This window comes from Ramlibacter henchirensis (assembly GCF_004682015.1).
In the GTDB taxonomy this organism is placed as follows: domain Bacteria; phylum Pseudomonadota; class Gammaproteobacteria; order Burkholderiales; family Burkholderiaceae_C; genus Ramlibacter; species Ramlibacter henchirensis.
Map to the genome: position 1 here is coordinate 834,487 of NZ_SMLM01000001.1, position 23,927 is coordinate 858,413.

The window sequence follows — 23,927 nt, forward strand, 5'->3', positions numbered from 1 at the left end:
GCCCCGCGCATGCTGGCCGGCGTCGCCGCCGGCCTGGGTGCCGGCGCGCTGTGGGGCCTGGTGTTCGTCTCGCCGCGCATGGTGGGCGGCTACTCCGCGGTCGACCTCACGGCCGGCCGCTTCCTCGCCTACGGCGCAGTGGCCGCCGTGCTGATGCTGCTGGCGCTTCGAACGCGGCCGCTGCCCACGCCTTCGCAAGCGCTGGCCGCGCTCGGCATGAGCCTGCTCGGCTTCACCGGCTACTACCTGCTGCTGGTGCTGGCCGTGCGCGACGCCGGCACGGAAGTGCCGACGCTCGTGATCGGCACCATCCCGATCTGGGTGATGCTGCTGGGCAAGCCCGGCCACCTGCGCTGGGCCGCGCTGCTGCCCGGCCTAGCGCTCACCGCGGCGGGGCTCGCGCTGATGATGGGCGCGCCGCATAGGACGGCTGCTACCGGTGGGCACTTCTGGCGCGGCATCGCTTTCGCCCTCGCATCGCTGGCCTGCTGGACCGCCTTCGCGCTGCTCAACTCGGCGTGGCTGAAGAAGCATCCGCAGGTGCAGGCCACCGAATGGGCCAACTGGCTGGGCGTGGCCACCGGCCTGGGCGCGCTGCTGTTGTGGGCGGCGGCCGGTTCATCCACGCAGCACCTCGTCTCCCAGCCGGACCGTGGCCTCTTCCTCGCGCTCGCGCTGGCCACCGGCTTCGGTTCCGCATGGCTGGCCACGATCCTGTGGAACATCGCGAGCCGCCGCCTCTCGGCCAGCCTGTGCGGGCAGCTGATCGTGAGCGAGACCCTGTTCGCGCTGCTCTATTCTTTCGCCTGGGACGGGCAGTGGCCGAGCCCCGCCCAGCTTGCCGCCTGCGTGCTCTTCACGCTGGGCATCCTGGCCTCGATCAAGGCGCACCGATGAAACTGGAACTGCCCAAGGACAAGAAGCTGGTGTACGAGATGACCATGCCGATCCGCTGGGGCGACATGGACGCGATGGGACACGTCAACAACACGCTGTACTTCCGCTACCTGGAGACGCTGCGCATCGACTGGTTCCGCTCGCTCGATTGCGTGCCCGACCCGCGCGGCACCGGCCCGCTGGTCGTCAACGCCTTCTGCAACTTCCACAAGCAGCTGGAGTTCCCGGGCGAGATGCACCTGACGATGTACGCCAGCGATCCGGGCCGCAGCTCGTTCGAGACCTGGGCCACCATCGGCCGCACCGACGACCCCGGCATCGTCTACGCCTCCGGCGGCGCCACCACCGTGTGGGTGGACTTCCCGGCGCAGAAGTCGGTGCCCATCCCCGACTGGTTCCGCAAGCACCTCACTTGATCGCCGGCGGCAGCGGCATGCCGCGCCGCTGCATCACGGTGCGCACGCGGTCCGGGTAGTCGGAGATGATCCCGTCCACGCCCAGCGCGATCAAGCGCTCGATGTCGGCGGGGTCATTCACCGTCCAGGGGATCACCTTCAGGCCCAGCGAATGGGCCTGCTTGAGCTCAACGGCCGTGAGCGCCTGGAAGTTGGGCGACCACACGTGGCCGCCTGCCGCCTTCACCATCGCCGGAATGGTTCTGTGCTCCGCGAGCGTGAAGCCCGCCGTCGCGACCGGCGAATCCAGGTTGCTGCCGCGCTCGGACTGCGTGGTGAGATAGACGGTGGGGATGCGCGGGGCTGCTTTCTGCACGGCCTGCAGCGTGCGCCAGTCGAAGCTCTGGACCATCACGCGCTCCTCCATGCCGGCGGCGCGCACCACCTTCAATAGCGCCTCCACGAAAGGCTGCGGCTCCGGCGTGTTGGCCGGGTTGCGCAGGTCCATCTTGGTCTCGATGTCGAACCGCACATGGCCGGCGCCGAGCTTCTTCACCAGCTCGAACACCGAGGCCAGTGTCGGCATGCGCGTTCCATCGACCGGCTGCTGCCGCGAGAAGGTGTTCGCGTACGCGCTGCCGGGCCGCAGCCGGCCGACGTCGTAGGCCTGCAGCTGCGCATGCGTGAGTTCGCGGATCGCCAGCGGCGTGGTGATCCACTGGCCGTCGGGTCCGCGCACGAGATCGGGATTGAGCACCGGGTCGTGCGACACCACCACCACGCCGTCGGCCGTGATGCCGACGTCCATCTCCAGTGTCGTCACGCCGATGCGCAGTGCGCGCTCGAACGCCGGCAGCGTGTTCTCCGGCAGCAGCCCGCGCGCGCCGCGGTGGCCTTGCAGGTCGAAGGCGTTCGCGGAGAAGGCGAGGGCGGCGAGCGAGAAGGCGAGCAGGCGACGCAGGGTGGTCATGGCGGGGGATTGTGGGTCTGTTGCGTGTCAGGTTGAGGCCCGGAGCGTCCGGGTCCTGGGCCGGCGGTCCGGGTACTCGTTCTCCGGCCCACCTCGCGATGAAGATGCCATCGCGATCTACGCGCCTTGGCTTGGAACGCGGCCTCACGATCCTGAAACCCCGCGCGACCGCGAATGGTCCCTGCGCCCGGGTACCCAGACCACCGTCCCAGCGAGTCATTGCGCCCCGAGTGGGCACTGCGCTTGATCAGCCCTGCGGAAAACCAGCGCCCAACCTGATGAGGCCGGTGGTTCGGGTGTCCGGGCGCAGGGACCATTCGCGGTCGCGCGGAGCCGCAGTCACGCATGGCGGTGTTCCAAGCCGAGGCGCGAGGATTGCCAACAGCTTCTTCATCGCGAGGTGGACCGGAGAACGGACACCCGGGCCGCCGGCCTGGGGCGCGCGACTCATGCGGCGCTGCGCGCGACTCATGCGGTCGTGACCAGTGCGCGACACCTGCTACCGGGGCTTCCCCGATGCCGCGGACCCCGGCCAAAGGTAGGCTGTGCCGCATGTCCGTTCCCGCCACAGCCGGCCCCCAGCGCCCGCACCACGCCGTCTGGCCCAAGCGCCTGCCGCATTCCCTCACCCCGCCCCAGACCTCGCTGTGGGAGAACCTGGCCATCAGCGCCCGCCGGTACCCCAACAAGCCCGGCGTCGTGTTCTTCGGCCGCACCTACACCTATCCCGAGCTGGTGGGCATGGCCGAGCGCCTGGCCGCGCGCCTGCATGCGATGGGCGTGCGCAAGGGCGACCGGGTGGTGCTGGACATGCAGAACTGCCCGCAGCTGATCGTGGCGCACTTCGCCATCCTGCGCGCGAATGCCGTCGTCGTTCCCGTGAACCCGATGAACCGCGCCGAGGAGCTGAAGCACTACATCCTCGATCCCGATGCGAAGGTCGCCATCGCCACCGCGGACGTGGCGGGCGAGATCGCGAAGGCCGACGCGCAGCTCGAACCGCGGCAGCGCCTCGAGCACCTGATCGTCACCCGCTACACCGACGCGTTCGATGCGACCGACAGTGCCAACGTGCCGCCCGCCGCCTGGAACGACTGGCTGCTTGCGCGACATCCGCTGCCGCAGCTCGCCGGCGGCAGCGTGATGGACTGGAACGATGCGCTGGCCAACGACCTGCCCCTGCCCGTGCCCGCGGTCGGCCCCGAAGACCTGGCCGTCCTGCCCTACACCAGCGGCACCACCGGCCTGCCCAAGGGCTGCATGCATCCGCACCGCAGCCTGATGCACAACGCGGCGGCCAGCGCGGCCTGGGGCAATGCCACCGCCGAGAACGTCACGCTGCTGGTCGTGCCCATGTTCCACATCACGGGCATGGTGAGCGTGATGCATTCGTCGGTCTACGTCGGCGCGACGATCGTGTTGATGCCGCGCTGGGACCGGGAACTGGCCGGCCGCCTCATCTCGCGCTGGAAGGTGACCACCTGGACCAACATCCCAACGATGGTCATCGACCTGCTGGGCAGCCCGAACTTCGACCACTACGACCTGTCCAGCCTGGTCCACATCGGCGGCGGCGGCGCCGCCATGCCGCAGGCGGTGGCGCAGCGGCTGCTGGAGCAGTTCGGCCTGCGCTACGTCGAGGGCTACGGCCTGACCGAGACCGCCGCGCCCTCGCACACCAACCCGCCCGATGCGCCCAAGCAGCAGTGCCTGGGCGTGCCCTTCCTCAGCTGCGATGCGCGCGTGGTCGACCCCGAGACGCTGCGCGAACTGGCGCCCGGCGAGCAGGGCGAGATCATCGTGCACGGCCCGATGGTGTTCAACGGCTACTGGAAGCGCCCCGACGCCACGGCCGCGGCCTTCATCGAGCTGGACGGCAAGCGCTTCTTCCGCACCGGCGACCTCGGCCGCATGGACGAGCAGGGCTACTTCTTCCTCACCGACCGGCTGAAGCGGATGATCAACGCCAGCGGCTTCAAGGTCTGGCCCGCCGAGGTCGAGGCGCTGATGTTCCGCCACCCGGCCATCCAGGAAGCCTGCGTGATCTCGGCACGGGACGAGTACCGCGGCGAGACGGTGAAGGCGGTGGTCGTGCTTCGCGCCTCGCACAAGGGTCAGGTGAGCGAGCAGGACATCATCGACTGGTGCCGCGCCAACATGGCCGTCTACAAGGTGCCCCGCATCGTGCAGTTCGCCGACGCGCTGCCGCGCAGCGGCAGCGGCAAGGTGATGTGGCGCACCTTGCAGGAGGCGGAGGCGCGCAGCGGGGGCTGAGCGCAAGCGGACTGCCGGGCATGCGGCTTGCCGCCGCTGGGCATGAGCACTCCCACACCGGCCCACGAGAAGTTCGTCCAGAACTGCACGCGAGAGCGCAACGAGCAGGCGCCGCTCGGCCCCGAGCCCAGCTACGACGACGTGCTCGACGTCGGCGTCGAGTACACGTTTCCGGCCAGCGACCCGGTGTCCGTCGACAGCAGCGCCGGTCACGCCGAGAAGCGCGAGGCCGCTTCCGCCCCGGATTCCGCGGCCGGTGAGGTCTGGCTTCAGCGGCCCTGAGCCCGCCGCACGGCCAGGCAGCCGAGCGCCAGGCCCAGGGCGAACGCGCCGTAAGTCGTCGTGATCGCGCCGCGCGATAACCGGTGCTGGAACCCCGGCGTCAGGCGCTCGGGCGTCAGCTTCAGGTCGACCAGCGCCGCCACGGCACCGGTCACGCCGGCCGCCGCGAGGCCCGGCAGCGGCCGGGCCGGCAAGCGGGTGCGGCTGAGCACCGCGGCATGGAGCGCGGCCCAGAACGTGGCCGCGCAATGGTGGACCAGGTAGCCGGTGAGCGTGTGCCGGCCGTCCGGCCCATCGGCGTCGAGCGCCTCACCCGTGCCCCAGATCCATTGGCTCGGCGCGTTGATGGGTGCGGCGGCGCTCGGCGTCTCGCGGCGCCCGGCCCACGCGAGCACCGCGGCCGACAGGATGCTCGCCAGTGCGCCGCCGACGGCGGCCTCGTTCAAGGTGTTCGACCAACGACTCATGCGTTGCAGTCTAGGTGCGCCGGGCCGACGGCGCGGCCCGGCATTGCAACTTGCAACGGCGCGGCCCCTGCGCGAGACCCGTTGCCCCATCATCGGGCGCCATGCGAGTCCTGCTCACCGGCGCCACCGGCCTGATCGGCGGCGCCATCGCGCGCACCCTGATCCAGCGAGGCCACGAGGTGGTCTGCGCGGTGCGCGACCCGTCCCGGCTGCAGCTCGGCCCGCGCGCTCGTGCACTGCAGGTCGACCTGTCCGCGGCGCCGGATGCGGACTGGTGGTACCCGCAGCTCGACGGCGTCGAGGCCGTGGTCAATGCGGTCGGCATCCTGCGCGAGACGGCAGGCCAGTCGTTCGACGCGCTGCACCACCGCGCGCCGGCCGAGCTGTTCCTGGCCTGCGCCAACTCGACCGTTCGCTGCGTGGTGCAGATCTCGGCGCTCGGCGCCGACGCGCGGGCGCAGACGGGCTACCACCTGAGCAAGCGCGCGGCGGACGACGTGCTGCGCGGACTGCCGTTGCGCGGCGCGGTGGTCCAGCCCTCGCTGGTGTTCTCGCCCGAAGGCGCCAGCAGCGCGCTGTTCCTTGGCCTTGCGACAGCGCCCCTGCTCATGCTTCCGGCCGGCGGCGCGATGCAGGTGCAGCCGGTGCACCTGGACGACGTGGTCGACGGCGTGGTCGCGCTGGTGGAGGACCCGCCGCCGACCATGACCACGCTGGCGTTCGTCGGCCCGCAGCCGATCCCGTTGCGGGTCTACCTCGCGGGCCTGCGCAGCCAGCTGGGGCTGGGTCGCGAGCAGTGGGTGCTGCCCATGCCGGAGGCGCTGTTCCGCGCGGGCGCCAGGATCGCGGGCCGCGTGCCGGGCAGCCCGCTCGACACCGACACGGCGGCGATGCTGTTGGCCGGCAACGTGGCCCCGGCGGAGGACTTCGCACGGCTGCTGGCGCGGCGTCCGCGCGACCCTTCGGCGTTCGTGCCACCCGCGCTCGCGCCGGCGCTGCGCGCCCGGGCGGCCCTGGGGTGGACGCTGCCCCTGCTGCGACTGGCGCTGGCGTTCCTGTGGCTGTGGACTGCGCTCGTCTCGTTCGGGCTCTACCCGGTGGAGGACAGCCGCGAGCTGCTCGCGCAGGTGGGCCTGCGCGGCGGCTGGGCCACGCTCGCCCTGTATGGCGCCGCGGCCCTGGACCTCGCGCTGGGTGTCTTCACCTTGTGGGCGCCGGCGCGCTGGCGATGGTGGGTGTGGCCCGCGCAGCTGGCCCTGATCGCCGGCTACACGCTGTTGATCACGCTTTTCCTGCCCGGATACTGGCTGCATCCCTACGGGCCGATCAGCAAGAACCTGCCCATCATGGCTGTCATCGCGCTGCTGTGGGCCCTGGAGCCGCGGCGCCGCTGACGCGATGGACTACCTCACGCTCAAATGGCTGCACATCCTGACCTCGACCGTGCTGTTCGGCACGGGCATCGGCTCGGCCTTCTACCTGCTGGTGGCGACCCTCGGCCGCGACGCCCGCACGGTCGCCGCGATCAGCGGATTCGTCGTGGTGGCCGACTGGCTCTTCACGGCCACGACCGTCGTCCTGCAACCGCTGACCGGCTGGCTGATGGTGCGCAGCGCGGGCATGCCCTGGGACCAGCCCTGGCTTTCCTGGTCCATCGGCCTGTACGTGCTGGCCGTCGCCTGCTGGCTGCCGGTGGTGCGGATCCAGTACCGCCTGCGCGACGAGGCGCGCCTGTGCGCGGGTTCGGGCGACTCGCTTTCGCGGACGTACTGGCGGATGTTCACTGCCTGGGTGGTGCTGGGATTCGTCGCCTTCTTCGCCTTCCTCGCGATCTTCTGGCTGATGGTGGCCAAGCGGGTGCCGTGGGCGGGCTGACGCGATGAAGGAGGAGCTGCTCGACTGCCTGGTCATCGGCGGCGGCCCGGCGGGCCTCACCGCTTCGATCTACCTGGCGCGGTTCAAGCGCCGCGTCCTGGTGGTGGATGCGGGCGCGAGCCGGCTCCACTGGATTCCGCGATCGCGCAACGTGCCGGGTTTTCCGGACGGCATCGAGGGCCGCGAGCTGCTCGAGCGCATGCGTGAACACGCCGCGCGCTACGACGTCCCGGTGGTGCAAGCTTGCGTGCAATCGCTCGCAGGGCGCGACGGCGGGTTCGAAGCGCGCCTCGAAGGCCGCGTGCTGCGCGCGCGCAAGCTGCTGCTGGCCACGGGCGCCAGGGACGTCACGCCCGAACTGCCGGGGCTGGAGCCCGGTCTGGCCGCCGGCAACGTGCGCTACTGCCCGGTGTGCGACGGCTTCGAGACGCAGCGCAAGCGCGTGGCGGTGCTGGGCAAGGAGGTCCACGGCCTGCGCGAATCGCTCTTCGTCGCGGGCTTCGACAACCAGGTGACCTGGCTGTCCATGGGCTCGCAGCAGGACGTGCAGCCCGAGCAGCTCACCCGCCTGCGCGACTGCGGCGTGCTGATCGCCGACCAGATGCCGCTGCACATCCGCTGCGAGCCGGGGCACGGGGTCGAGGTCGAGATGGTCGACGGCCGCAAGCTGACGTTCGACGTGCTGTATCCGGCACTGGGGCTGACGCACGCGTCGGAGCTGGCGATCTCGATGGGCGCGAAGGCCGAGGAGGATGGACAGCTCGTGGTCGACGATCACCTGCAGACCACGGTGCCGGGCCTCTATGCGGCCGGCGACGTGGCCGCCGGGCTGAACCAGATCAGCGTCGCGTACGGGCATGCGGCGATCGCGTCGACGGCGATCCACAACTGCCTCTGAACGCCCCGGCAGCGACGGGCTAGGATGGCGCTCGCCCCAGGAGCGCCCATGAAGATCAAGTCCGTCGAGCCCTTCATCCTCCACGTCCCCGTCACCGGATCGCAGATCGCCGACAGCACGCACACCATCACGCACTGGGGCGTGGTGGGCGCCCGGATCGACACCGAGGACGGCCTCTCCGGCTTCGGCTTCACCGGCACCCATGCGCACCTGCCCGGCGACCAGCTGATCACGCGCTGCATCGCCACCTGCCACGCGCCGCTGCTGCAGGGCGAGGATGCGAACGACGTGCAGCGCCTGTGGCTCAAGCTCGCGCGCAATCCCGCGCTGCAGTGGATCGGGCGCGCGGGCATCACGACGCTGGCGCAGGCCGCCATCGACGTCGCGCTCTGGGACCTGAAGGCCAAGGCGGCGAAGGTGCCGCTGTGGAAGCTGCTGGGCGGCCAGGTGCGCGAGAAGGTCCGCGCGTACAACACGGACATCGGCTGGTTGAGCATCGCGGACGACAAGCTGGTGGAAGGCGCCCGGCGCGCGGTGCAGGAAGGCTTTACCGGCATCAAGATCAAGGTGGGCTCCACCGTGGAGCGCGACCTGCGCCGCCTGGAAGCGGTGCGCAAGGCGATCGGCCCCGACGTGACGCTGGCCCTCGACGGCAACGGCAAGTGGGACCTGGCCACCTGCCTGCGTTTCTGCCGCGGGGCCGAGCCTTTCGACGTCTACTGGTTCGAGGAGCCGCTCTGGTACGACGACGTGCGATCGCACGCGCAGCTGGCGCGCGCCACGCGCATCCCCGTGGCCCTGGGCGAGCAGCTCTACACGCAGGATGCCTTCGGCGAGTTCTTCCACCAGGGCGCGATCCACTGGGTGCAGCCCGACGTGACGCGCATGGGCGGACTCACCGAAGTGCTGCGCGTGTGCGAGACGGCGCATTCGCACCGGCTGCCGGTTGCGCCGCATGCGGGCGACATGAGCCAGGTCCACGTGCACCTGAGCTACGCGCATCCGGCGGTCGGCGTGCTCGAGTACATCCCCTGGATCAAGGACTGCTTCTCCGACCCCGCCGAAGTGGCCGACGGTTTCTTCCGCCTGCCGCAGGAACCCGGCGCCGGCACCACGCCCACCGGCGAGGCGCTTCAGCGCTTCAGCAAACCTATCGCCTGACCTCCGCCTTGCTCCCTCTCCCTCTGGGAGAGGGCTGGGGTGGGGGCACGCACGCTGCCGATCAAGCCACGCGGCTGGCTCCCCTCCGACACCAACTCGAGGAGTTTTCCTCCCAAGCTGAGCCAGCCCGCAGCGCATCATGGCTCGACCGTGCACCCCCGCCTCGCCGCCGTCGACCGCCGCGCGAACCTGCACTTCGCGCACGGGCTGACGCGCGCCTTTGCCGGGGCCGTCATCTTCGGCATCCCGCTGCTGATGACGATGGAAATGTGGTGGCTGGGCTTCCACATGAGCCCCGTGCGGCTGGCGCTCCTCATCGCGCTGTTCTTCCCCTTCCTCGTGGCGCTGTCCTGGCACGTGGGCTTCGAGCCCACGTTCAGCCTCAAGGACGACGTCCTCGATGCGCTGGTCGCCTACCTGGTCGGCTTCGTGGCTTCGCTGCTGGTGCTCTGGCTGCTCGGTGCGCTCCGGCCCGGCGAAGGCCTGAGGGAAGTCGTCGGCAAGGTGTCGCTGCAGGCGGTGCCGGCCAGCATCGGCGCGCTGCTGTCGCAAAGCCAGCTGGGCCACGCCGAGGCCGGCCAGCAGATGCGCGGCGGGCGCGAGGACTCCTACTTCAGCGAGCTGTTCATCATGGCCGTCGGCGGGCTGTTCCTCGCCTTCAACGTGGCGCCGACCGAGGAGATCCTGATGATCGCGCTGCGCCTGGGCGGTGCGCAGGCGCTGCTGCTCGCGCTCGTGACGCTGGCGGCCACGCACGCCTTCGTCTATGGAGCGGAATTCCGCGGGCAGCCGCCGGACCACCAGCAGGCGCCCTGGTGGAGCGTGTTCGCGCGCTTCACGGTCGTGGGCTACGCGCTCGCCCTGCTGCTGTCGGCCTTCCTGCTCTGGACGTTCGGCCGGCTCGACGGCCTGGCGCTGCCGGTGGCGCTCTCCACCGTCGTGGTGCTCGCTTTCCCGGCCGCCATCGGCGCCGCGGCCGCGCGCCTGATCCTGTGAGGGCGCAGATGGGCACGTCGGCCACCAGCAAGCCCCGAGCCCAGGACAGGCCGCGCGAAGGCGAGTCCGCCACGCCGCTGTCCGAATGGGTGGCCGCGGCCATCGGCCTCGTCGTCGTGCTGGCCACGCTCGCCTGCCTCGCCTGGCTCGCCATCAGCGGGCGCGACGGGCGCGTGGAGCCGGCGGTGCAGATCGTCTCGATCGAGCGCCAGGGCGAGCAGCACCACGTGAGGCTGCGCGTGGAGAACGCGGGCGCGGCGCCTGCCGCGGCGCTTCGAGTGCAGGGGCGGCTGCGGCAGGGTGCGCAGGTCGTCGAAGAAGCTGAAGTCGAACTCGACTACGTGCCCGCGCGTTCCAGCGGCGAGGCCGGCCTGTTCTTCCGCTCCGACCCGCGCCGGTTCGCGCTGGAGCTGTCGGTGCGCAGTTATCGCGAGCCCTGAGGTGCCGCCCTGGCGCTCGCGCGCGAGCGCCAGGTGTCCTCTCAACCGTCCACCGGCGCGGGCTCGATGTCCGTGACGACCCGCGCGTACCGCTGCCGGCTCCAGTAGGCCGACGCCCAGTCGAACAGCACCACCATGCGGTTGCGAAAGCCGATCAAAAAATAGACGTGGGCGAACAGCCAGAACAACCAGGCGGGGTAGCCGCTGAACTTGACGCGGCCGAACGGCGTGGTGAGGTCCACCACGCCGGCGTTGCGGCCGATGGTGGCGAGGCTTCCGTAATCGCGGTAGCGGAACGGTTTGGTGGGCCGGCCTTCCAGCCGCGCGAGCAGGTTGCCGGCGGCGGTGCGGCCCATCTGCTTGGCCGCGGGCGAGACGCCGGGCACGGGCCGCGGCTCGTGGCCCGCCAGATGGCTCATCGCAGCGGCCAGGTCGCCGACGACGCTGATCTCCGGATGGCCGGGCAGGCTCAGGTCGGGCTCCACCACGACGCGGCCCGCGCGGTCCAGCGTCGCGCCGGTAGCGGCGGCGATCTCTCGTCCGAGCGGTGAAGCGGCCACGCCGGCCGCCCAGATGATGCAGCGGCTCTCGATGCGGTAAGGCTCGCCCTCGGCGGGCCGCACTTCCAGCCCGCGCGCATCGATGGCGGTGACACGCGAGGCGGTTCGCACCTCGACGCCCAGTTTGAGGAGCTGCTCGGTGGCGCGGCGGCTCAGGTCCTCGGGCATCGCCTGCAGCACGCGCGGGCTGCCCTCGACCAGCAGCACCTTGGCGCTGGCCGGATCGATGCGGCGGAACTCGCCGGGCAGCGTCTGCCGCGCGATCTCGGCCATCGTGCCGGCCATCTCCACGCCGGTGGGGCCGCCGCCGATCACGACGAAGTTCATCCAGCCCGCGCGGCGCGCCGGGTCGAGTTCCTTCTCCGCCGTCTCGAAGGCGAGCAGCACCTTGCGGCGGATCTCGAACGCGTCGTCCAGCGTCTTGAGGCCGGGCGCGAACCGGGCCCACTCGTCGCGGCCGAAATAGCTGTGCGTCGCGCCGGCCGCGACGATCAGGTGGTCGTAGGGCAGGGCGGTGCCGTCCGTGAGGTGCACGATCCGCGCGGCCGCGTCGATGCGGTTCGCCTCGCCCAGCAACGTCGTCACGTTCGGCTGCTTGCGGAACAGGTGCCGCACCGGCGCGGCGATGGCGGGCGCCGCGAGGCCCGCGGTGGCCACCTGGTACAGCAGCGGCTGGAACAGGTGGTGGTTGGTGCGATCCACCAGGGTGATGTCCACCGGCGCGTTGCACAGCGCCTTGGTCGCCTCCAGGCCGCCGAAGCCGCAGCCGATGACGACGACGCGGGGGCGGGCGGGGTTGGTGGCGGTGGGAGAGGGCATCGGGGAATTATCCCGGCCGGGCTGCACATCCGCAGGCGCTGTGCGAAGCTTTGGCGCATGACTTCGAAGTTGCGCCTTTCCGTGCTCGACCAGTCGGTGGCCCGCGCGGGCCGCCCGCAGGACGAGTCCATCCGCCAGACCGTGGCGCTGGCCGAACGCTGCGAGGCGCTCGGCTACCACCGCTTCTGGCTGAGCGAGCACCACGCGCTGCCGACGCTGGTGGGCACGGCGCCGGAAGTGCTGATGGCGGCGGTGGCCGCGCGCACTTCGCGCATCCGCATCGGCAGCGCGGGCGTGATGCTGCCGCACTACTCGCCCTTCAAGGTGGCCGAGCAGTTCCGCGTGCTGGATGCGCTCGCGCCCGGTCGGATCGACCTGGGCGTGGGCCGCGCGCCGGGCAGCGATCAGCGCACCGCGGCGCTGCTCAACCCCGACCTGCAATCGGCCAACGACTTCCCCCAGCAGGTGATGGAACTCCAGGCCTGGGTCACCGGCGAGGACATGCCCCCCGGCCATCCGGGCCACGGTATCCGAGCACTGCCGGTGCATGCCACGGCGCCGCAGCTGTGGATGCTGGGCAGCTCCGGCTACGGCGCGCAGCTCGCCGCGCATCTGGGCCTGCCGTATGCGTTCGCGCACTTCATCACCGACGGCGAGGGCTGCGATGCGGCGCTGGCCCTGTACCGCTCCGCGTTCCGGCCCGGCGTGATCGAGCGGCCGATGGCGACCGTCTGCCTCGCCGCGCTGGCCGCCGAGACGGACGAGGAGGCCTGGCATCTGTTCAAGAGCCGCGAGCGGGCGCGCGTCGATCGCCGCACCGGCCGTTTCGGGCCGCTGCTGCCGCCGGAGCAGGCGGTGCGCGAATACACGGCGATGGAGCGGGCCGAGGCAGAGCAGCTGCGGCGGCGCGCGATCGTGGGGAGTGTCGCGAGGGTGCGGGATCAGTTGCTGGCGCTGGCGGACGAACTCAAGTTGGATGAGATCGCCATCGTCACCTGGGCTTGGGATCCGGTGGCGCAGCGAAGGTCTTATGAGTTGCTGGCGGAGGCGTTCGCCTTGGAGGGTGCTTGAGGCTTGCGCCTTCGCGGCTGGCGGTGTGCTTGCCGCGCGGCGCCCCGTCCCCCGCCCCTGCGCGTTTCACCGAATGCCGCCGAGCCATCGCGGAGCGATGATCTGCGCCCACACCCCGAGGAGACCCGCATGCTGTTCCCCACCGCCATCGCCGGCAGCCTCCCCAAGCCCTCGTGGCTGGCCGAGACGCACAAGCTCTGGCCCGAATGGAAAGCGACGGGCGATGCGCTGCTCGAAGCCAAGGCCGATGCCACGATGATGTGGCTGAAGGCGCAGGAGGACGCGGGCCTGGACATCGTGGGCGACGGCGAGCAGGCGCGGCAGCACTTCGTGCACGGCTTCCTCGAGCGCATCGAAGGCATCGACTTCGAGCACAAGGTGAAGATGGGGATCCGCAACAACCGCTACGACGCGATGGTGCCGCAGGTGGTCGCGCCGCTGCGGCTGAAAGGCCGTGTGCATGCCTTCGAGGCGCAGCTGGCCCGCGCGCACACCAGGCGCAAGCTGAAGTTCACGCTGCCCGGCCCGATGACCATCGTCGACACGGTCGCCGACCGCTTCTACGGCGACAAGGTGAAGATGGCGATGGCGTTCGCCGAACTGTTGAACCAGGAAGCGCTGGCGCTGCAGGCCGACGGCGTGGACGTGATCCAGTTCGACGAGCCGGCCTTCAACGTGTACATGAAGGAAGCCGCCGAGTGGGGCGTGCAGGCGCTGGAGCGCGCGGCGCGCGGGCTGTCGTGCACGACCGCCGTGCACATCTGCTATGGCTATGGCATCCAGGCCAACGTGGACTGGAAGAAGACGCTGGGCGAGGAGTGGCGCCAGTACGAGCAGGTCTTCCCGGCGCTCGCGCGCAGCAGCATCGACCAGGTGAGCCTGGAGTGCTACCACTCGCACGTGCCGCCGGAGCTGATGAAGCTGCTGCAGGGTAAGGACGTGATGGTCGGCGTGATCGACGTGGCCAGCGACGAGGTAGAGACGCCCGAGCAGGTGGCCGACACGATCGGGCGGGCGCTGCAGTTCGTCGCGCGCGAGCGGCTCATCCCCTGCACGAATTGCGGGTTGGCGCCGATGGACCGCGAGGTCGCCTTGAAGAAACTGCAGGCGCTGGCGCGCGGCGCGGAGCTCGCGCGGCGCCGATACGGCTGAGGAGACGCCCATGGCGCACGACCACACCCACGACGACCACGACCACGACCACGCGCCGCGCTGGAAGCACGACGGCGTGCGCGTGATTCCCGGCAACCAGCTGGACCCGAACACCGCGCAGACGCCCGGCATGGACCGCAAGGCGGCGATCAACTTCGCCCGCGTCGGTGCACAGAAGCTGTGGGCCGGCACCGTGACGATCCACGCGAACGCCAAGACGGGCGCGCACCACCACGGCCACCTGGAAAGCGTGATCTACGTGGTCCGGGGCCGAGCGCGCATGCGCTGGGGCGAGAAGCTGGAGTTCACGGCCGAGGCCGGGCCGGGCGACTTCATCTACGTGCCGCCGTATGTGCCGCACCAGGAGATCAACGCCAGCCCCACGGAGCAGTTGGAGTGCGTGCTGTGCCGCAGTGATGGCGAGGCGGTGGCGATCAACCTGGACATCGAGCCGGTGGAAAAGCCCGAGCAGGTGCTGTGGGTGGATCCCACGCACCCTCGCGGCGGCGTGTAGTCAGACGCCGGCCGGATACGTCTCCGGCACCTCGACTTCCTGCGTTTCCGGCGCGTGCTCCGGCAGCGACTCCAGCGCCTGCGTGCTGTCGATGTGGATCACCGCATCGAACTGCGCGCCGATGCGGGCGCTGAAGTAGTGGCTGCGGCGCTCGGTCTCCGGCAGGTAGATCACCCCGATCGCGCGCTCCAGCAAGGGCTCGTCCATCTTCGTTCGCAACGCGTCGTCGGGCATCAGCAGGAAGCTGTCGTGGCCGACGTCGTGGAACAGCGCTTCCCAGCTCCCCGGCAGGCCGGGCCTCACGCGCTTGACCTGCGCCGGCTCTTCCCATTCGGAGGCGGCGCGCACCGTGCCTTCGTAGGTGGTGAAGCCGAGCAGGAACACGTCGTCGGGCAGGCGCTGGCGCATCAGCTCGCCGACGTTCCATTCGCCTTGTTCGTCCATGGCGGTCGCGCTGGCGTCGCCCAGGTGCGAGTTGTGCGCCCACACCGCCATGCGCGGCGGCTGGCCGCTGCGCTCCTGCAGGTGGGCCGAGAGCGCGGACAGCGTGTCCGTCATGTGCAGGTCGCGCAGGTTCCAGGACGACGCGCGCCCGCGGAACATGCTGCGGTAGTACTGCTCGGCGTTTCGCACCAGGCGTGCGTTCTGCTGCGCGTGGAAGAGCGCATCGGGGTCGCCGTCGTCGGCGGGCGGGAAGTTGCGCAGCAGCTCGGTGAGCTGCGCCACCACCGCTTCCTCGCAGCTGAAGCCGGTGCCGAAGCCCGCGGCGTAGCCATAGGCCTGCAGGTTCTGCTGGAAGTGATCGAAGCAGCCATAACGGCGCCGGGCGCGCTGCGCGGCCTCCGGGTCGGCGCGGTCGAGGTAGGCCAGCACCTCACGGACCGAGCCGAACAGGCTGTACAGGTCCATGCCGTAGAAGCCGCACTGCTGCCACGGCGGCAGCCTGCCGTTGAAATCGCGCAGCCAGGTGATGAAGTCGCGCACGACGGTGTTGCGCCACATCCAGGTAGGGAAGCGCTCGAATCCGGACAGCGCGTCGTCGGCGCTGCCGTCCTCCAGGCCGCGTACCCAGCGGTTCACCCGCCAGGCGTCGGGCCAGTCGCCCTCGATCACCACGGCGCGGCAGCCGTGGTCGGCGATTAACGCCTGCGTGATCTGCGCGCGCAGCGAGTAGAACTCCTGCGTGCCGTGGCTGGCCTCGCCCAGGAGCGCGATCCGCCGCCGGGCGAGCGCCTCCAGCAGCGGGGCGGGCGCGGCCGACCGCAGCGGGCGTGCCTGCTGCTGGATGGCTTGCAAGAGCGAGTCGTGCTCCATGCACGGTGACGGCAAACGGCGTGCCGCGACCGTATAGCCGACCTCCGGTCGCCCATAGCAGGTCGACAGACCCGAGCGCGGGCGCTTGCGGCTGAGCTCGGTGGCGCCACGACAAGCGGCATGTCGGCCCAGTCCTACTTCCATGCGGGAGAAATCGCCGTTTCCGCTTCCTGCGCGCCTACACGCTCAGCCGTAGGTCATGGCTACAACAAGGGTCCGCCGAGGAAGCCTCTGCCATGAAGACCTCAAAGCCCTCATCCTCCAAGTCCCCCGCGCCCGGCCCGTTCCAGGCCCTGTTGGTGGGCGTGGTCGCGCTGGTGACGGTGACGACCGCGCTGGTGGCGGCCGGAGGCGCCGCTTGAAAGCCGGCGTCGTCGGCGCCTGCGCGGCGCTGCTGGCGGTCGCCAATGCGGCCGCGGAACCGCAGCGGAACGCTTCCTGGCGCAACGCCACCACCGGCGCGCCGCTCAAGCCCGGGATCTACGGACGCATCGAGGTGCGCGGCGAGGCCCCGCCGCTGGTGCACGCCAAGCCCGTCGTGGCGAAGCGGGCGGAGCAGCCCGCGGCCCAGGATCCGGTCTACCTGTATGTCCCGCCCGGCCAGCTGCGGCGCTGGGCGGATCACTGCGCCAAGTGGCAGGCCTGCGAGCGGCCCGTCTACTTCGTTCGGATGGACGGCAGCCCCAGCCGCCTGGGCGAGTGGAAGAAGACGCAGCGGCCGCAGCCGCAAGCCTCGTTGGTGCGGGATGCGCTCGACCTCATCGCGAGCCGGTGACCTCATCGGCGACCTGCAGCACCAGCTTGCCGAAGTTCTCGCCGGTGAAAAGGCGGTTGAGCGCTTCGGGGAAATTCTCGAGCCCGCGCACGACGTCTTCGCGGCTCTTCATGCGTCCGTCCTTCAGGTAGCCCGCAAGTTCGGCCACGGCCTGCGGGAAACGCTCGGCGTAGTCGAACACCACCATGCCCTGCATGCGCGCCCGGTGCACCAGCAGCGACAGGTAGTTGCGCGGCCCCTGCACCGGCGCCGTGTTGTTGTACTGGCTGATCGCGCCGCAGATGACGATGCGCGCGTGCATCGCCAGGCGGGCCAGCACCTCGTCGAGGATGTCGCCGCCGACGTTGTCGAAATAGATGTCCACGCCCTTGGGGCAGTGTTCCTTCAGGCCGGCGCGCACGTTGCCGGCCTTGTAGTCGATGCAGGCGTCGAAGCCCAGCTCGCCCACCACCCAGTCGCACTTGGCGCGGCCGCCGGCGATGCCCACCACGCGGCAGCCCTTGATGCGCGCAAGCTGGCCGACGGTCTGGCCCACCGCGCCGGCCGCGCCCGAGACCACCACCGTGTCGCCGGGACGCGGCTGGCCCACGTCCAGCAGGCCGAAGTACGCCGTCATGCCGGGCATGCCCAGCACGTTCAGCCACTGGGTGACGCTGCCCATCCGGGTGTCGATCTTCTCCAGCCCGGCGCGCCCCGCCTGCTCCGCCGTGAGGCCGGCGTAGGCCTGCACTCCCAGCATCCCCGAGACCAGGTCGCCCACCGCGAACTTCGGATGCGACGACGCGAGCACGCGGCCGATGCCGCCTGCGCGCATCACCTCGCCGATGCCCACCGGGGCGATGTAGCTCTTGCCCTCGTTCATCCAGCCGCGCATCGCCGGGTCGAGCGACAGCGCGAGCGTCTTGACCACGAGGCCGCCCGCAGGCGGCGCCTGCACCGGCTCGGTGGTCTGCTGCCAGTCGTCCCCGGTGGGCGTGCCCACGGGGCGGCGCGCCAGGCGGATCTGCTGGTTGCTGAGCTGGCTGAGGTCGGTCATGGCGGGCTCCTGTGGACAAGGCGCATCCTGATGGCGGCGCACGCCACGGACGGTAGCGCATGTGACAGCCCGGCCGCGGCCCGCGCCACCAAGAATTCCGCCCGGCCGTAATCCGCGAAGGCCGCGCGACAAGAACGCAAGGAGAACTCCCATGCCCAGCCTGTCCACCGCGCCGCGCTCCGTGCCGGGCGGCCGCGACGCCATCGCGGCCCGCTATGCGCAAGTGCGCGCGGCGAGCCTCGAACTCGCCGCCACCCTGTCGCCCGAAGACCAGTGCGTGCAATCGATGCCGGACGCCAGCCCGACCAAGTGGCACCTGGCGCACACGAGCTGGTTCTTCGAAGTGGTCGTGCTCGGCCCGCACGCCGCGGCCTACGAGGTCTTCGATCCGGCTTTCGCCCGGCTCTTCAACTCGTACTACGAGTCGCTCGGCCCGCGCCATCCCCGGCCGCAGCGCGGGTTGCTGACGCGTCCTTCGCTCGCGCAGGTGCACGCCTATCGCGCGCACGTCGACGCGGCCATGCAAGCCTTCGCGCGCGAGGCCGGTGACGCGGCCTGGAGCGCTGCCGCACCGCTGGTCGAGCTGGGCCTGCAGCACGAGCAGCAGCACCAGGAGCTCATCGCCACCGACATCCTGCATGCGTTCTCGTGCAACCCGCTGCTGCCCGCCTGGAGGCCGCAGGAGCAGCCGCCGTTGCGGCTTGCGGGGAAGACGCCTGCGTTGCGGTGGCTGGAACATCCGGGAGGCGCCTTCGAGATCGGCCACCCGGGCGAGGGCTTCGCCTTCGACAACGAGACGCCACGACACGAGGTGCTGCTGCGGCCGTTCCGGCTGGCCGATCGCCCGGTCACCTGCGGCGAGTACCTGGATTTCATCGAGGACGGCGGCTACGCCAAGCCGCTGCACTGGCTCTCGGACGGCTGGGCTGCGGTGCAGATGCAAGGCTGGTCCGCGCCCGCGTACTGGCTCGCGCCGGGCGACCCGCGGGCACCCGCCGATCACTGGCAGGTGTTCGGCCCGGCCGGCGTGCAGCCGCTCGACCCCGCTACGCCCGTGTCGCAGCTCAGTTTCTACGAGGCCGCCGCCTATGCCGACTGGGCCGGCGCGCGGCTGCCGACCGAATTCGAATGGGAGGCGATGTGGGACGCGCCGGGCATCTCGCAGATGAGCGGCCATGTCTGGCAATGGACGCGCTCTTCCTACGACCCGTACCCCGGTTTCCGGCCGCTGCCGGGCGCCGTGAGCGAATACAACGGCAAGTTCATGGTCGGGCAGCTGGTGCTGCGCGGCGGCAGCGCCTTCACGCCGCCCGGCCATGCGCGCAGGACCTACCGCAATTTCTTCCCGCCGGCCGCGCGCTGGCAGTTCTCCGGCCTGCGGCTGGCGAAGGACGCCGCATGATCCCCGCACTGCTGGCGCCCGCCCCGCTGCGCACGGCCGTCGACGTCGAGACCGCTGACGAGGCTGGCTTCCTGCAGGACCTGCAGCGCGCGCTGGCCGCGCCGCCGCATTCGATCTCGCCCAAGTACTTCTACGACGCCGAGGGCTCGCGCCTGTTCGATCGCATCTGCGAGCTGCCCGAGTACTACCCGACCCGAACCGAGCGCGCGATCCTGTCGGAGAACGCCGCCGACATCGCACGCGAGATCGGCACCGGCTGCGATCTGGTGGAGTTCGGCGCCGGGTCCTGCAGCAAGGTGCGGCTGTTGCTGGGCGACCTGCGGCCGCGGCGCTACCTGCCGATCGACATCTCCTCCGAGCATCTCGAAGTGAGCGCGGCCGAGCTGGAGCGCGAACATCCCGGGCTGCTGGTGCTGCCGGTCGCGGGCGACTACACGTCGACCTTCCACCTGCCGCCGGCGCTCGCCGGTGCGCCGCGGGTGGGCTTCTTTCCGGGCTCGACAATCGGCAACTTCACGCCCGCGGAGGCGCTGCAGTTCCTGCGTGGCGCGGCTCGCATGCTGAGCGGCGGCGGCCTGCTGTTCGGCGCCGATCTGGTGAAGGATCCGGCCGTGCTGCACGCGGCCTACAACGACGCGCAGGGCGTCACCGCCGCGTTCAATCTCAACCTGCTCGCGCGCGCCAACCGGGAGCTGGGCGCCGACTTCGACGTCGACGCGTTCTGGCACAGCGCGTTCTACAACGCGGCGGCCGGGCGCATCGAGATGCACCTGGTCAGCCGCAGGCACCAGCGGGTAGCGTTGGGAGGCGAGTGCTACGAACTCGACGAAGGCCTGGCGCTGCACACCGAGAATTCGTACAAGTTCACGCTCGACGGGCTGCGGCGGCTGGCCGTGCAGGCCGGCTTCCGGCCGCAGGCCGTTTGGACCGACCCGGACCGGCTGTTCAGCGTGCACTGGCTGCGGGCGCCTGAGCGCGAGTGAGTCAGAGAAACCAAAGGAGCGTGCGGATGAAGGCCACCTGGAACGGAGCGGTGATCGCGCAAAGCGACGACACCGTGGTCGTCGAAGGCAACCACTATTTCCCGGAGAGCTCGCTCAAACGCGAGTACGTGAGCTTCTCCAATCACAAGACCACCTGCGCATGGAAGGGGCAGGCCAGCTACTACTCGCTGCTGGTCAACGGGGAGATGAACATCGATGCGGTCTGGTACTACCCCGAGCCGAAGCCCGAGGCCGAGATGGTTCGCGGGCGGGTGGCGTTCTGGAAGGGCGTGAAGGTCGAGCCCTGATCCCGGGAGGGATGCGGCGCGCTTGTTAAGCTTGCCGCATCGTGCTGTCCCCCGCCTATTCCACCGTTTCCGATGCCGCGCTGCTGCTGCGCTCGCGCGGCTATGCCGTGCTCGATGCGCAGGGCGTGTGCGAGTTGGCCGGCTGCGAACTTTCAGAGCTGGTGGCGCTGAACGCTTCGTGGGACGACCTGCCGCCGGACGCCTACCTGAAGGACGGCGGCCGTTACCGGCGCCGCCGCCATTCGTGCTTCGTGGGCGAGAGCGGTGAACTGGTGCAAGCCGCGCACCGCGCCCACTGGCAGCCCGTGGAATACAACGCGCTGCACGGCGGCATGCAGCGCTGGTTCGAGCCGATGCGCGCGGAAGTGGTCGCCGCGCCGGCGTGGTCGCGGCTGCTGCTCGCGCTCGGGCGCCTCGCGACGGCGGTCAAGGGCGGGCAGCGCTGGTACGTCGAGGCGCACCAGTTCCGCATCGACACCACCGACGGCATCGGCCGGCCCACGCCGGAGGGCGCTCACCGCGACGGCGTGGATCTCGTGGCCGTGTTCCTGCTGGCACGCGAAGGCATCAAGGGCGGCGAGACGCGCGTGTTCGAAGCCGACGGTCCGGCGGGCCAGCGCTTCACGCTGTCCGAGCCCTGGAGCGTGCTGCTGCTGGACGACGAGCGCGTGGTGCACGAAACCACGCCGATCCAGCCCACGGGGCCCGGCGGCCACCGGGACACGCTGGTGCTGACGTATCGCGCGGGCGGGTTCCAGGGCGACTGAGCCCCCGGCCGATCAGTCGCGCACGTCAGCCACCGGGTTCTCGCCGAAGCCGGGCCGCCCGAGGAACTTCAGGATCCGCGACGCCGCTTCGTCCGGCGAGCTGAGCATCCCCTTGTCCTTCATCGCCTGGAAGTTGCCGATGTCGGGGAAACGGCTCGCGTCGGCGGTGCGAAGCTGCACCTGCATCTCGGTATCGATCACGCCCGGCGCGAGCGAGCAGACCTTCGCGCCGTTCGACTTCTGCGCCTCCTCCAGCGCGAGGCAGCGCGTGAAATGGTCCATGCCGGCCTTGGCCGCGCAGTACGCCGCCTGCGACGCCATCGCGCGGCGACCCAGGCCCGAAGAGATGTTCAGCACCTTGCGCGCGCACGGCCACACCGCGGTCGCGCGCAGGAACGCGCCGGTCAGCACCATCGGCGCTTCCAGATCCACGCGCAGCGCCTGTGCCAGGTCGGCCATGGGGATTTCGGCCAGCGGCGCGATCTGCGGGATGGTGCCGGCGTTGTTGATCAGCGTGACGCTCGACAAACCCTTCGACCCGTGTGCCGTGAGCCAAGTCTCCAGCTTCGCGGCGGCGGTCTCGGGCCGGGCCAGGTCCTGCGGCCACTGCTCGAGCTTGCGGCCGGCGCGCTCGGCGCGCTGCTGCAGCGCATCGTTGGTCTTGCGCGAGATGCACAGCAGGTCGTGGCCGGCGTCGATCAGCTGCTCGGCAAGCGCCAAGCCCATGCCGCGCGAGGCGCCGGTGAGGATGGTGAGGTGGGCGGAGGTGTTCATGCCCGCATGCTAAGCGGGCCGCCTCGCCCTCAGGCGGCGAGCACGATCGGGAAACTCGCCTGCAGCAGGCCGTCGCCCGCGGGCCGGAAGGGCACCGTCACCGCGCGCCGGTCCTCCTCGCCCATCCTGCGCCACAGCCCATCGCGCTGGTTGTTCGGTTCGCCCTCCACGTAGAGCTGGGTCGTCAGCAGTTCGCGCTGGCCCATGCGCACCTTGAGATGGATGTGCGGCGTGCGCCCGGTGTACGGCACCGGCTTGATCGTGCGGAACCGATAGCGGCCGTCCGCCCCCACGGTGACGCGACCGAAGCCCTGGAAGTCGGGGTCTGCGCGCCCACCGTCGCCCGGGTGGTGGTAGTGGCCGGCCTCGTCGCACTGCCATATCTCGACCGTGGCGCCGGAGACGGGCCGGCCCTGAACGTCGACGACTGTTCCGTCGACCCAGGCGGGCAGGCCCTTGGCGTACTGGCGGCTGCCGTTTCGCAGCAGGTCGTTGTCGCTATCGGCCGGCAGCTTCACCGGATAGAACGGGCCTTCGGTTTGGGACGGCGTCGGCCGGCGCGCGGCCTGGGCTCGCGCGCCCAGCAGCAGGGCCGGCGCGAACACGAGGGCGGCGGCCGTTGCGCGGCGGGTGGGGGAATGGGTCATCGCGGCTCCTTCGTGAGTCGGACGCCCGCGGCGGACGGAGGTTCCGCGCCTTGGCGTGGCGTGGCTCAGAAGGGCGCGGGGCTGTGCCACGCCACCGCCTCGCCTGACGCGGGATGCATGAGTTCGAGCCGGCGGGCGTGCAGCAGCAGCCGCGGCGCTGCGGAGACCCCGGGTTGCGGCGCATAAAGCGTGTCGCCCAGGATGGGATGACCGACCGCCAGCAGGTGCACCCGCAGCTGGTGCGAGCGGCCGGTGACGGGCTCGAGCCGCAGCCGCGTGCTGCCGGGCAGCGGCCCCGCGCCTTCGCGCCACCAGCGCGTGAGGCTGGGCTTGCCCTGCTGCGCATCGACCCTCTGCTTGGGGCGGTTTGGCCAGTCGGCGGCGAGGGGCAGGTCGATCTCGCCTTCGTCACGGCCGGGATCGCCGCACACGATGGCTTCGTACACCTTCCGCACCTCGCGGCGCGCGAAGGCTTCGCTCAATCGGCGCTGCATCTCGAGCCCGCGCGCGAACACGCACAGGCCCGAGGTCGCCATGTCGAGGCGATGCACGATGAGCGCGTCGGGATGAAGCGCCTGCACACGCGCCGACAGGCAGTCCTGCTTGTCGTCGCCCCGGCCCGGGACGCACAGCAGGCCTGCGGGTTTGTCGGCCACGATGCAATGAGCATCGGCATGCACGATGCGCGCAGCCAGCCCATCCGTGCGCATCGATAATCCGTCCATGACCGCGCTTGCTTCCATGCCCTTTTCGCTGCAGACGATTGTGCTGCTCGCCGCGTCGAACGTTTTCATGACGGTGGCGTGGTACGGCCACCTGAAGAACCTGGCGGCCAGCCCCTGGTACATCGCCGCGGTCATCAGCTGGGGCATCGCGCTGGCCGAATACCTGCTGCAGGTGCCCGCCAACCGCATCGGCTTCCAGCGGGCCGGCTTCTCCGTCGGGCAGCTCAAGATCCTGCAGGAGGTGATCACGCTGTCGGTGTTCGTGCCGTTTGCGATCTTCTACCTGCGAGAGCCGTTCAAGCTCGATTACCTGTGGGCCGCCCTGTGCATGGTGGGCGCGGTCTACTTCATCTTCCGCAGCGCCTGAGCGGCGCCCCGGCCGCGCAGGGACCGGGCGTTACACTCGCCAGCTCACAAGAATCACC

28 protein-coding genes are annotated in these 23,927 nt (G+C 70.6%); 20 read left to right on the plus strand and 8 right to left on the minus strand.

Going from position 1 to position 23,927, the window contains the following annotated elements; genetic code table 11:
* Positions 1 to 9: 9 nt before the first annotated feature.
* Both EZ313_RS04130 and EZ313_RS04135 read left to right on the plus strand, forming a co-directional pair.
* Positions 10 to 897, plus strand: a complete 888-nt coding sequence (locus EZ313_RS04130; RefSeq protein ID WP_135261936.1) for a DMT family transporter — start codon at positions 10 to 12, stop codon at positions 895 to 897.
* Positions 894 to 1,313 (plus strand): acyl-CoA thioesterase, encoded by a 420-nt coding sequence (locus tag EZ313_RS04135; protein ID WP_135261937.1) that lies wholly within the window; start codon positions 894 to 896, stop codon positions 1,311 to 1,313. The genes EZ313_RS04130 and EZ313_RS04135 overlap by 4 nt, the downstream gene beginning before the upstream one ends.
* Here EZ313_RS04135 and EZ313_RS04140 read toward each other — a convergent pair.
* Complete coding sequence (locus tag EZ313_RS04140; protein ID WP_135261938.1) at positions 1,306 to 2,262, minus strand: glycerophosphodiester phosphodiesterase; 957 nt, start codon at positions 2,260 to 2,262, stop codon at positions 1,306 to 1,308. The genes EZ313_RS04135 and EZ313_RS04140 overlap by 8 nt on opposite strands.
* A 552-nt stretch (positions 2,263 to 2,814) precedes the next feature.
* Here EZ313_RS04140 and EZ313_RS04145 point away from each other — a divergent pair.
* Together EZ313_RS04145 and EZ313_RS04150 are read left to right on the plus strand one after the other, a co-directional pair.
* Complete coding sequence (locus tag EZ313_RS04145) at positions 2,815 to 4,536, plus strand: long-chain fatty acid--CoA ligase (protein ID WP_135261939.1); 1,722 nt, start codon at positions 2,815 to 2,817, stop codon at positions 4,534 to 4,536.
* A 42-nt stretch (positions 4,537 to 4,578) separates the two neighbouring features.
* On the plus strand, positions 4,579 to 4,818 hold the full coding sequence (locus tag EZ313_RS04150) for a hypothetical protein (RefSeq protein ID WP_135261940.1): 240 nt from the start codon (positions 4,579 to 4,581) through the stop codon (positions 4,816 to 4,818).
* On the opposite strand, the gene EZ313_RS04155 is transcribed toward EZ313_RS04150, so the two are convergent.
* Positions 4,806 to 5,285: a hypothetical protein gene (locus EZ313_RS04155; protein WP_135261941.1), complete on the minus strand. Its 480-nt coding sequence runs from the start codon at positions 5,283 to 5,285 to the stop codon at positions 4,806 to 4,808. The two genes, EZ313_RS04150 and EZ313_RS04155, sit on opposite strands and share 13 nt — an antisense overlap.
* 101 nt (positions 5,286 to 5,386) lie before the next feature.
* Here EZ313_RS04155 and EZ313_RS04160 point away from each other — a divergent pair, with 101 nt between their 5' ends.
* The 6 genes from EZ313_RS04160 to EZ313_RS04185 all read left to right on the plus strand — a co-directional run bounded on the left by EZ313_RS04160 (position 5,387) and on the right by EZ313_RS04185 (position 10,655).
* Complete coding sequence (locus EZ313_RS04160; RefSeq protein ID WP_135261942.1) at positions 5,387 to 6,679, plus strand: SDR family oxidoreductase; 1,293 nt, start codon at positions 5,387 to 5,389, stop codon at positions 6,677 to 6,679.
* Between the two features lie 4 nt (positions 6,680 to 6,683).
* Positions 6,684 to 7,160: a DUF2269 family protein gene (locus EZ313_RS04165; protein ID WP_135261943.1), complete on the plus strand. Its 477-nt coding sequence runs from the start codon at positions 6,684 to 6,686 to the stop codon at positions 7,158 to 7,160.
* A 4-nt stretch (positions 7,161 to 7,164) separates the two neighbouring features.
* On the plus strand, positions 7,165 to 8,058 hold the full coding sequence (locus tag EZ313_RS04170) for an NAD(P)/FAD-dependent oxidoreductase (RefSeq protein ID WP_135261944.1): 894 nt from the start codon (positions 7,165 to 7,167) through the stop codon (positions 8,056 to 8,058).
* 48 nt (positions 8,059 to 8,106) lie between these two features.
* Positions 8,107 to 9,219 (plus strand): mandelate racemase/muconate lactonizing enzyme family protein, encoded by a 1,113-nt coding sequence (locus EZ313_RS04175; protein ID WP_135261945.1) that lies wholly within the window; start codon positions 8,107 to 8,109, stop codon positions 9,217 to 9,219.
* A 150-nt stretch (positions 9,220 to 9,369) separates the two neighbouring features.
* Entirely contained in the window at positions 9,370 to 10,215 is an 846-nt protein-coding gene (locus EZ313_RS04180; RefSeq protein WP_135261946.1) for a TIGR02587 family membrane protein, read from the plus strand.
* On the plus strand, positions 10,212 to 10,655 hold the full coding sequence (locus EZ313_RS04185) for a hypothetical protein (protein ID WP_205960329.1): 444 nt from the start codon (positions 10,212 to 10,214) through the stop codon (positions 10,653 to 10,655). Before EZ313_RS04180 ends, EZ313_RS04185 begins: the two co-directional genes overlap by 4 nt.
* A 41-nt stretch (positions 10,656 to 10,696) precedes the next feature.
* Here EZ313_RS04185 and EZ313_RS04190 read toward each other — a convergent pair whose 3' ends face one another.
* Positions 10,697 to 12,034, minus strand: coding sequence for an NAD(P)/FAD-dependent oxidoreductase (locus EZ313_RS04190; RefSeq protein WP_135261948.1), 1,338 nt, complete (start codon positions 12,032 to 12,034; stop codon positions 10,697 to 10,699).
* Between the two features lie 57 nt (positions 12,035 to 12,091).
* On the opposite strand from EZ313_RS04190, the gene EZ313_RS04195 reads away from it, so the two are divergent.
* The 3 genes from EZ313_RS04195 (at position 12,092) to EZ313_RS04205 (ending at position 14,771) form a co-directional block, all read left to right on the plus strand.
* Positions 12,092 to 13,105: an LLM class flavin-dependent oxidoreductase gene (locus EZ313_RS04195; protein ID WP_240788525.1), complete on the plus strand. Its 1,014-nt coding sequence runs from the start codon at positions 12,092 to 12,094 to the stop codon at positions 13,103 to 13,105.
* Positions 13,106 to 13,237: 132 nt separating this feature from the next.
* Entirely contained in the window at positions 13,238 to 14,257 is a 1,020-nt protein-coding gene (locus EZ313_RS04200) for a methionine synthase (RefSeq protein ID WP_135263564.1), read from the plus strand.
* Positions 14,258 to 14,267: 10 nt separating this feature from the next.
* The gene (locus EZ313_RS04205) at positions 14,268 to 14,771 is read left to right on the plus strand and encodes a cupin domain-containing protein (RefSeq protein ID WP_135261949.1); all 504 of its coding nucleotides are present in this window, start codon (positions 14,268 to 14,270) and stop codon (positions 14,769 to 14,771) included.
* Here the strand turns inward: EZ313_RS04205 and EZ313_RS04210 are convergent, their stop codons facing one another.
* Positions 14,772 to 16,067, minus strand: a complete 1,296-nt coding sequence (locus tag EZ313_RS04210; RefSeq protein WP_240788526.1) for an erythromycin esterase family protein — start codon at positions 16,065 to 16,067, stop codon at positions 14,772 to 14,774.
* A 254-nt stretch (positions 16,068 to 16,321) separates the two neighbouring features.
* Between EZ313_RS04210 and EZ313_RS23690 the strand changes: the two genes are divergently transcribed.
* Entirely contained in the window at positions 16,322 to 16,447 is a 126-nt protein-coding gene (locus EZ313_RS23690; RefSeq protein WP_276606941.1) for a hypothetical protein, read from the plus strand.
* Positions 16,444 to 16,860, plus strand: a complete 417-nt coding sequence (locus tag EZ313_RS04215) for a hypothetical protein (protein WP_135261951.1) — start codon at positions 16,444 to 16,446, stop codon at positions 16,858 to 16,860. The genes EZ313_RS23690 and EZ313_RS04215 overlap by 4 nt, the downstream gene beginning before the upstream one ends.
* On the opposite strand, the gene EZ313_RS04220 is transcribed toward EZ313_RS04215, so the two are convergent.
* Positions 16,844 to 17,896: an NADP-dependent oxidoreductase gene (locus EZ313_RS04220; RefSeq protein ID WP_135261952.1), complete on the minus strand. Its 1,053-nt coding sequence runs from the start codon at positions 17,894 to 17,896 to the stop codon at positions 16,844 to 16,846. The two genes, EZ313_RS04215 and EZ313_RS04220, sit on opposite strands and share 17 nt — an antisense overlap.
* Before the next feature lie 151 nt (positions 17,897 to 18,047).
* Between EZ313_RS04220 and egtB the strand changes: the two genes are divergently transcribed.
* Genes egtB through EZ313_RS04240 form a run of 4 tightly spaced genes read left to right on the plus strand, consistent with a single transcriptional unit; the run spans position 18,048 to position 21,356 of the window.
* Positions 18,048 to 19,298: an ergothioneine biosynthesis protein EgtB gene (gene egtB / locus EZ313_RS04225; RefSeq protein WP_135261953.1), complete on the plus strand. Its 1,251-nt coding sequence runs from the start codon at positions 18,048 to 18,050 to the stop codon at positions 19,296 to 19,298.
* Complete coding sequence (gene egtD / locus EZ313_RS04230) at positions 19,295 to 20,281, plus strand: L-histidine N(alpha)-methyltransferase (RefSeq protein WP_135261954.1); 987 nt, start codon at positions 19,295 to 19,297, stop codon at positions 20,279 to 20,281. Before egtB ends, egtD begins: the two co-directional genes overlap by 4 nt.
* Positions 20,282 to 20,307: 26 nt before the next feature.
* Positions 20,308 to 20,589, plus strand: coding sequence for a DUF427 domain-containing protein (locus tag EZ313_RS04235; RefSeq protein WP_135261955.1), 282 nt, complete (start codon positions 20,308 to 20,310; stop codon positions 20,587 to 20,589).
* A gap of 38 nt (positions 20,590 to 20,627) precedes the next feature.
* A complete protein-coding gene (locus EZ313_RS04240) occupies positions 20,628 to 21,356 on the plus strand; it encodes a 2OG-Fe dioxygenase family protein (protein WP_135261956.1) in 729 nt (242 codons plus the stop codon).
* 12 nt (positions 21,357 to 21,368) lie between these two features.
* Here the strand turns inward: EZ313_RS04240 and EZ313_RS04245 are convergent, their stop codons facing one another.
* The 3 genes from EZ313_RS04245 to EZ313_RS04255 form a co-directional block, all read right to left on the minus strand.
* A complete protein-coding gene (locus tag EZ313_RS04245) occupies positions 21,369 to 22,130 on the minus strand; it encodes an SDR family NAD(P)-dependent oxidoreductase (RefSeq protein WP_135261957.1) in 762 nt (253 codons plus the stop codon).
* Positions 22,131 to 22,159: 29 nt separating this feature from the next.
* Complete coding sequence (locus EZ313_RS04250) at positions 22,160 to 22,777, minus strand: dioxygenase family protein (protein ID WP_135261958.1); 618 nt, start codon at positions 22,775 to 22,777, stop codon at positions 22,160 to 22,162.
* A 65-nt stretch (positions 22,778 to 22,842) separates the two neighbouring features.
* The gene (locus EZ313_RS04255; protein ID WP_240788527.1) at positions 22,843 to 23,502 is read right to left on the minus strand and encodes an RluA family pseudouridine synthase; all 660 of its coding nucleotides are present in this window, start codon (positions 23,500 to 23,502) and stop codon (positions 22,843 to 22,845) included.
* Here EZ313_RS04255 and EZ313_RS04260 point away from each other — a divergent pair.
* Positions 23,501 to 23,869 carry a DMT family protein gene (locus tag EZ313_RS04260; RefSeq protein WP_135261959.1) on the plus strand — a complete coding sequence of 123 codons (369 nt, stop codon included), beginning with the start codon at positions 23,501 to 23,503 and terminating at the stop codon, positions 23,867 to 23,869. The two genes, EZ313_RS04255 and EZ313_RS04260, sit on opposite strands and share 2 nt — an antisense overlap.
* Positions 23,870 to 23,927 lie beyond the last annotated feature (58 nt).

Bases quoted from the DNA above. Each gene is read 5' to 3' on its own strand.
- EZ313_RS04130 (WP_135261936.1), top strand. From the start codon at position 10: ATGCTGGCCGGCGTCGCCGCCGGCCTGGGTGCCGGCGCGCTGTGGGGC.
- EZ313_RS04135 (WP_135261937.1), top strand. From the start codon at position 894: ATGAAACTGGAACTGCCCAAGGACAAGAAGCTGGTGTACGAGATGACC.
- EZ313_RS04140 (WP_135261938.1), bottom strand. From the start codon at position 2,262: ATGACCACCCTGCGTCGCCTGCTCGCCTTCTCGCTCGCCGCCCTCGCC.
- EZ313_RS04145 (WP_135261939.1), top strand. From the start codon at position 2,815: ATGTCCGTTCCCGCCACAGCCGGCCCCCAGCGCCCGCACCACGCCGTC.
- EZ313_RS04150 (WP_135261940.1), top strand. From the start codon at position 4,579: ATGAGCACTCCCACACCGGCCCACGAGAAGTTCGTCCAGAACTGCACG.
- EZ313_RS04155 (WP_135261941.1), bottom strand. From the start codon at position 5,285: ATGAGTCGTTGGTCGAACACCTTGAACGAGGCCGCCGTCGGCGGCGCA.
- EZ313_RS04160 (WP_135261942.1), top strand. From the start codon at position 5,387: ATGCGAGTCCTGCTCACCGGCGCCACCGGCCTGATCGGCGGCGCCATC.
- EZ313_RS04165 (WP_135261943.1), top strand. From the start codon at position 6,684: ATGGACTACCTCACGCTCAAATGGCTGCACATCCTGACCTCGACCGTG.
- EZ313_RS04170 (WP_135261944.1), top strand. From the start codon at position 7,165: ATGAAGGAGGAGCTGCTCGACTGCCTGGTCATCGGCGGCGGCCCGGCG.
- EZ313_RS04175 (WP_135261945.1), top strand. From the start codon at position 8,107: ATGAAGATCAAGTCCGTCGAGCCCTTCATCCTCCACGTCCCCGTCACC.
- EZ313_RS04190 (WP_135261948.1), bottom strand. From the start codon at position 12,034: ATGCCCTCTCCCACCGCCACCAACCCCGCCCGCCCCCGCGTCGTCGTC.
- EZ313_RS04195 (WP_240788525.1), top strand. From the start codon at position 12,092: ATGACTTCGAAGTTGCGCCTTTCCGTGCTCGACCAGTCGGTGGCCCGC.
- EZ313_RS04205 (WP_135261949.1), top strand. From the start codon at position 14,268: ATGGCGCACGACCACACCCACGACGACCACGACCACGACCACGCGCCG.
- EZ313_RS23690 (WP_276606941.1), top strand. From the start codon at position 16,322: ATGAAGACCTCAAAGCCCTCATCCTCCAAGTCCCCCGCGCCCGGCCCG.
- EZ313_RS04220 (WP_135261952.1), bottom strand. From the start codon at position 17,896: ATGACCGACCTCAGCCAGCTCAGCAACCAGCAGATCCGCCTGGCGCGC.
- egtB (WP_135261953.1), top strand. From the start codon at position 18,048: ATGCCCAGCCTGTCCACCGCGCCGCGCTCCGTGCCGGGCGGCCGCGAC.
- egtD (WP_135261954.1), top strand. From the start codon at position 19,295: ATGATCCCCGCACTGCTGGCGCCCGCCCCGCTGCGCACGGCCGTCGAC.
- EZ313_RS04235 (WP_135261955.1), top strand. From the start codon at position 20,308: ATGAAGGCCACCTGGAACGGAGCGGTGATCGCGCAAAGCGACGACACC.
- EZ313_RS04245 (WP_135261957.1), bottom strand. From the start codon at position 22,130: ATGAACACCTCCGCCCACCTCACCATCCTCACCGGCGCCTCGCGCGGC.
- EZ313_RS04250 (WP_135261958.1), bottom strand. From the start codon at position 22,777: ATGACCCATTCCCCCACCCGCCGCGCAACGGCCGCCGCCCTCGTGTTC.
- EZ313_RS04260 (WP_135261959.1), top strand. From the start codon at position 23,501: ATGACCGCGCTTGCTTCCATGCCCTTTTCGCTGCAGACGATTGTGCTG.
- EZ313_RS04255 (WP_240788527.1), bottom strand. From the start codon at position 23,502: ATGGACGGATTATCGATGCGCACGGATGGGCTGGCTGCGCGCATCGTG.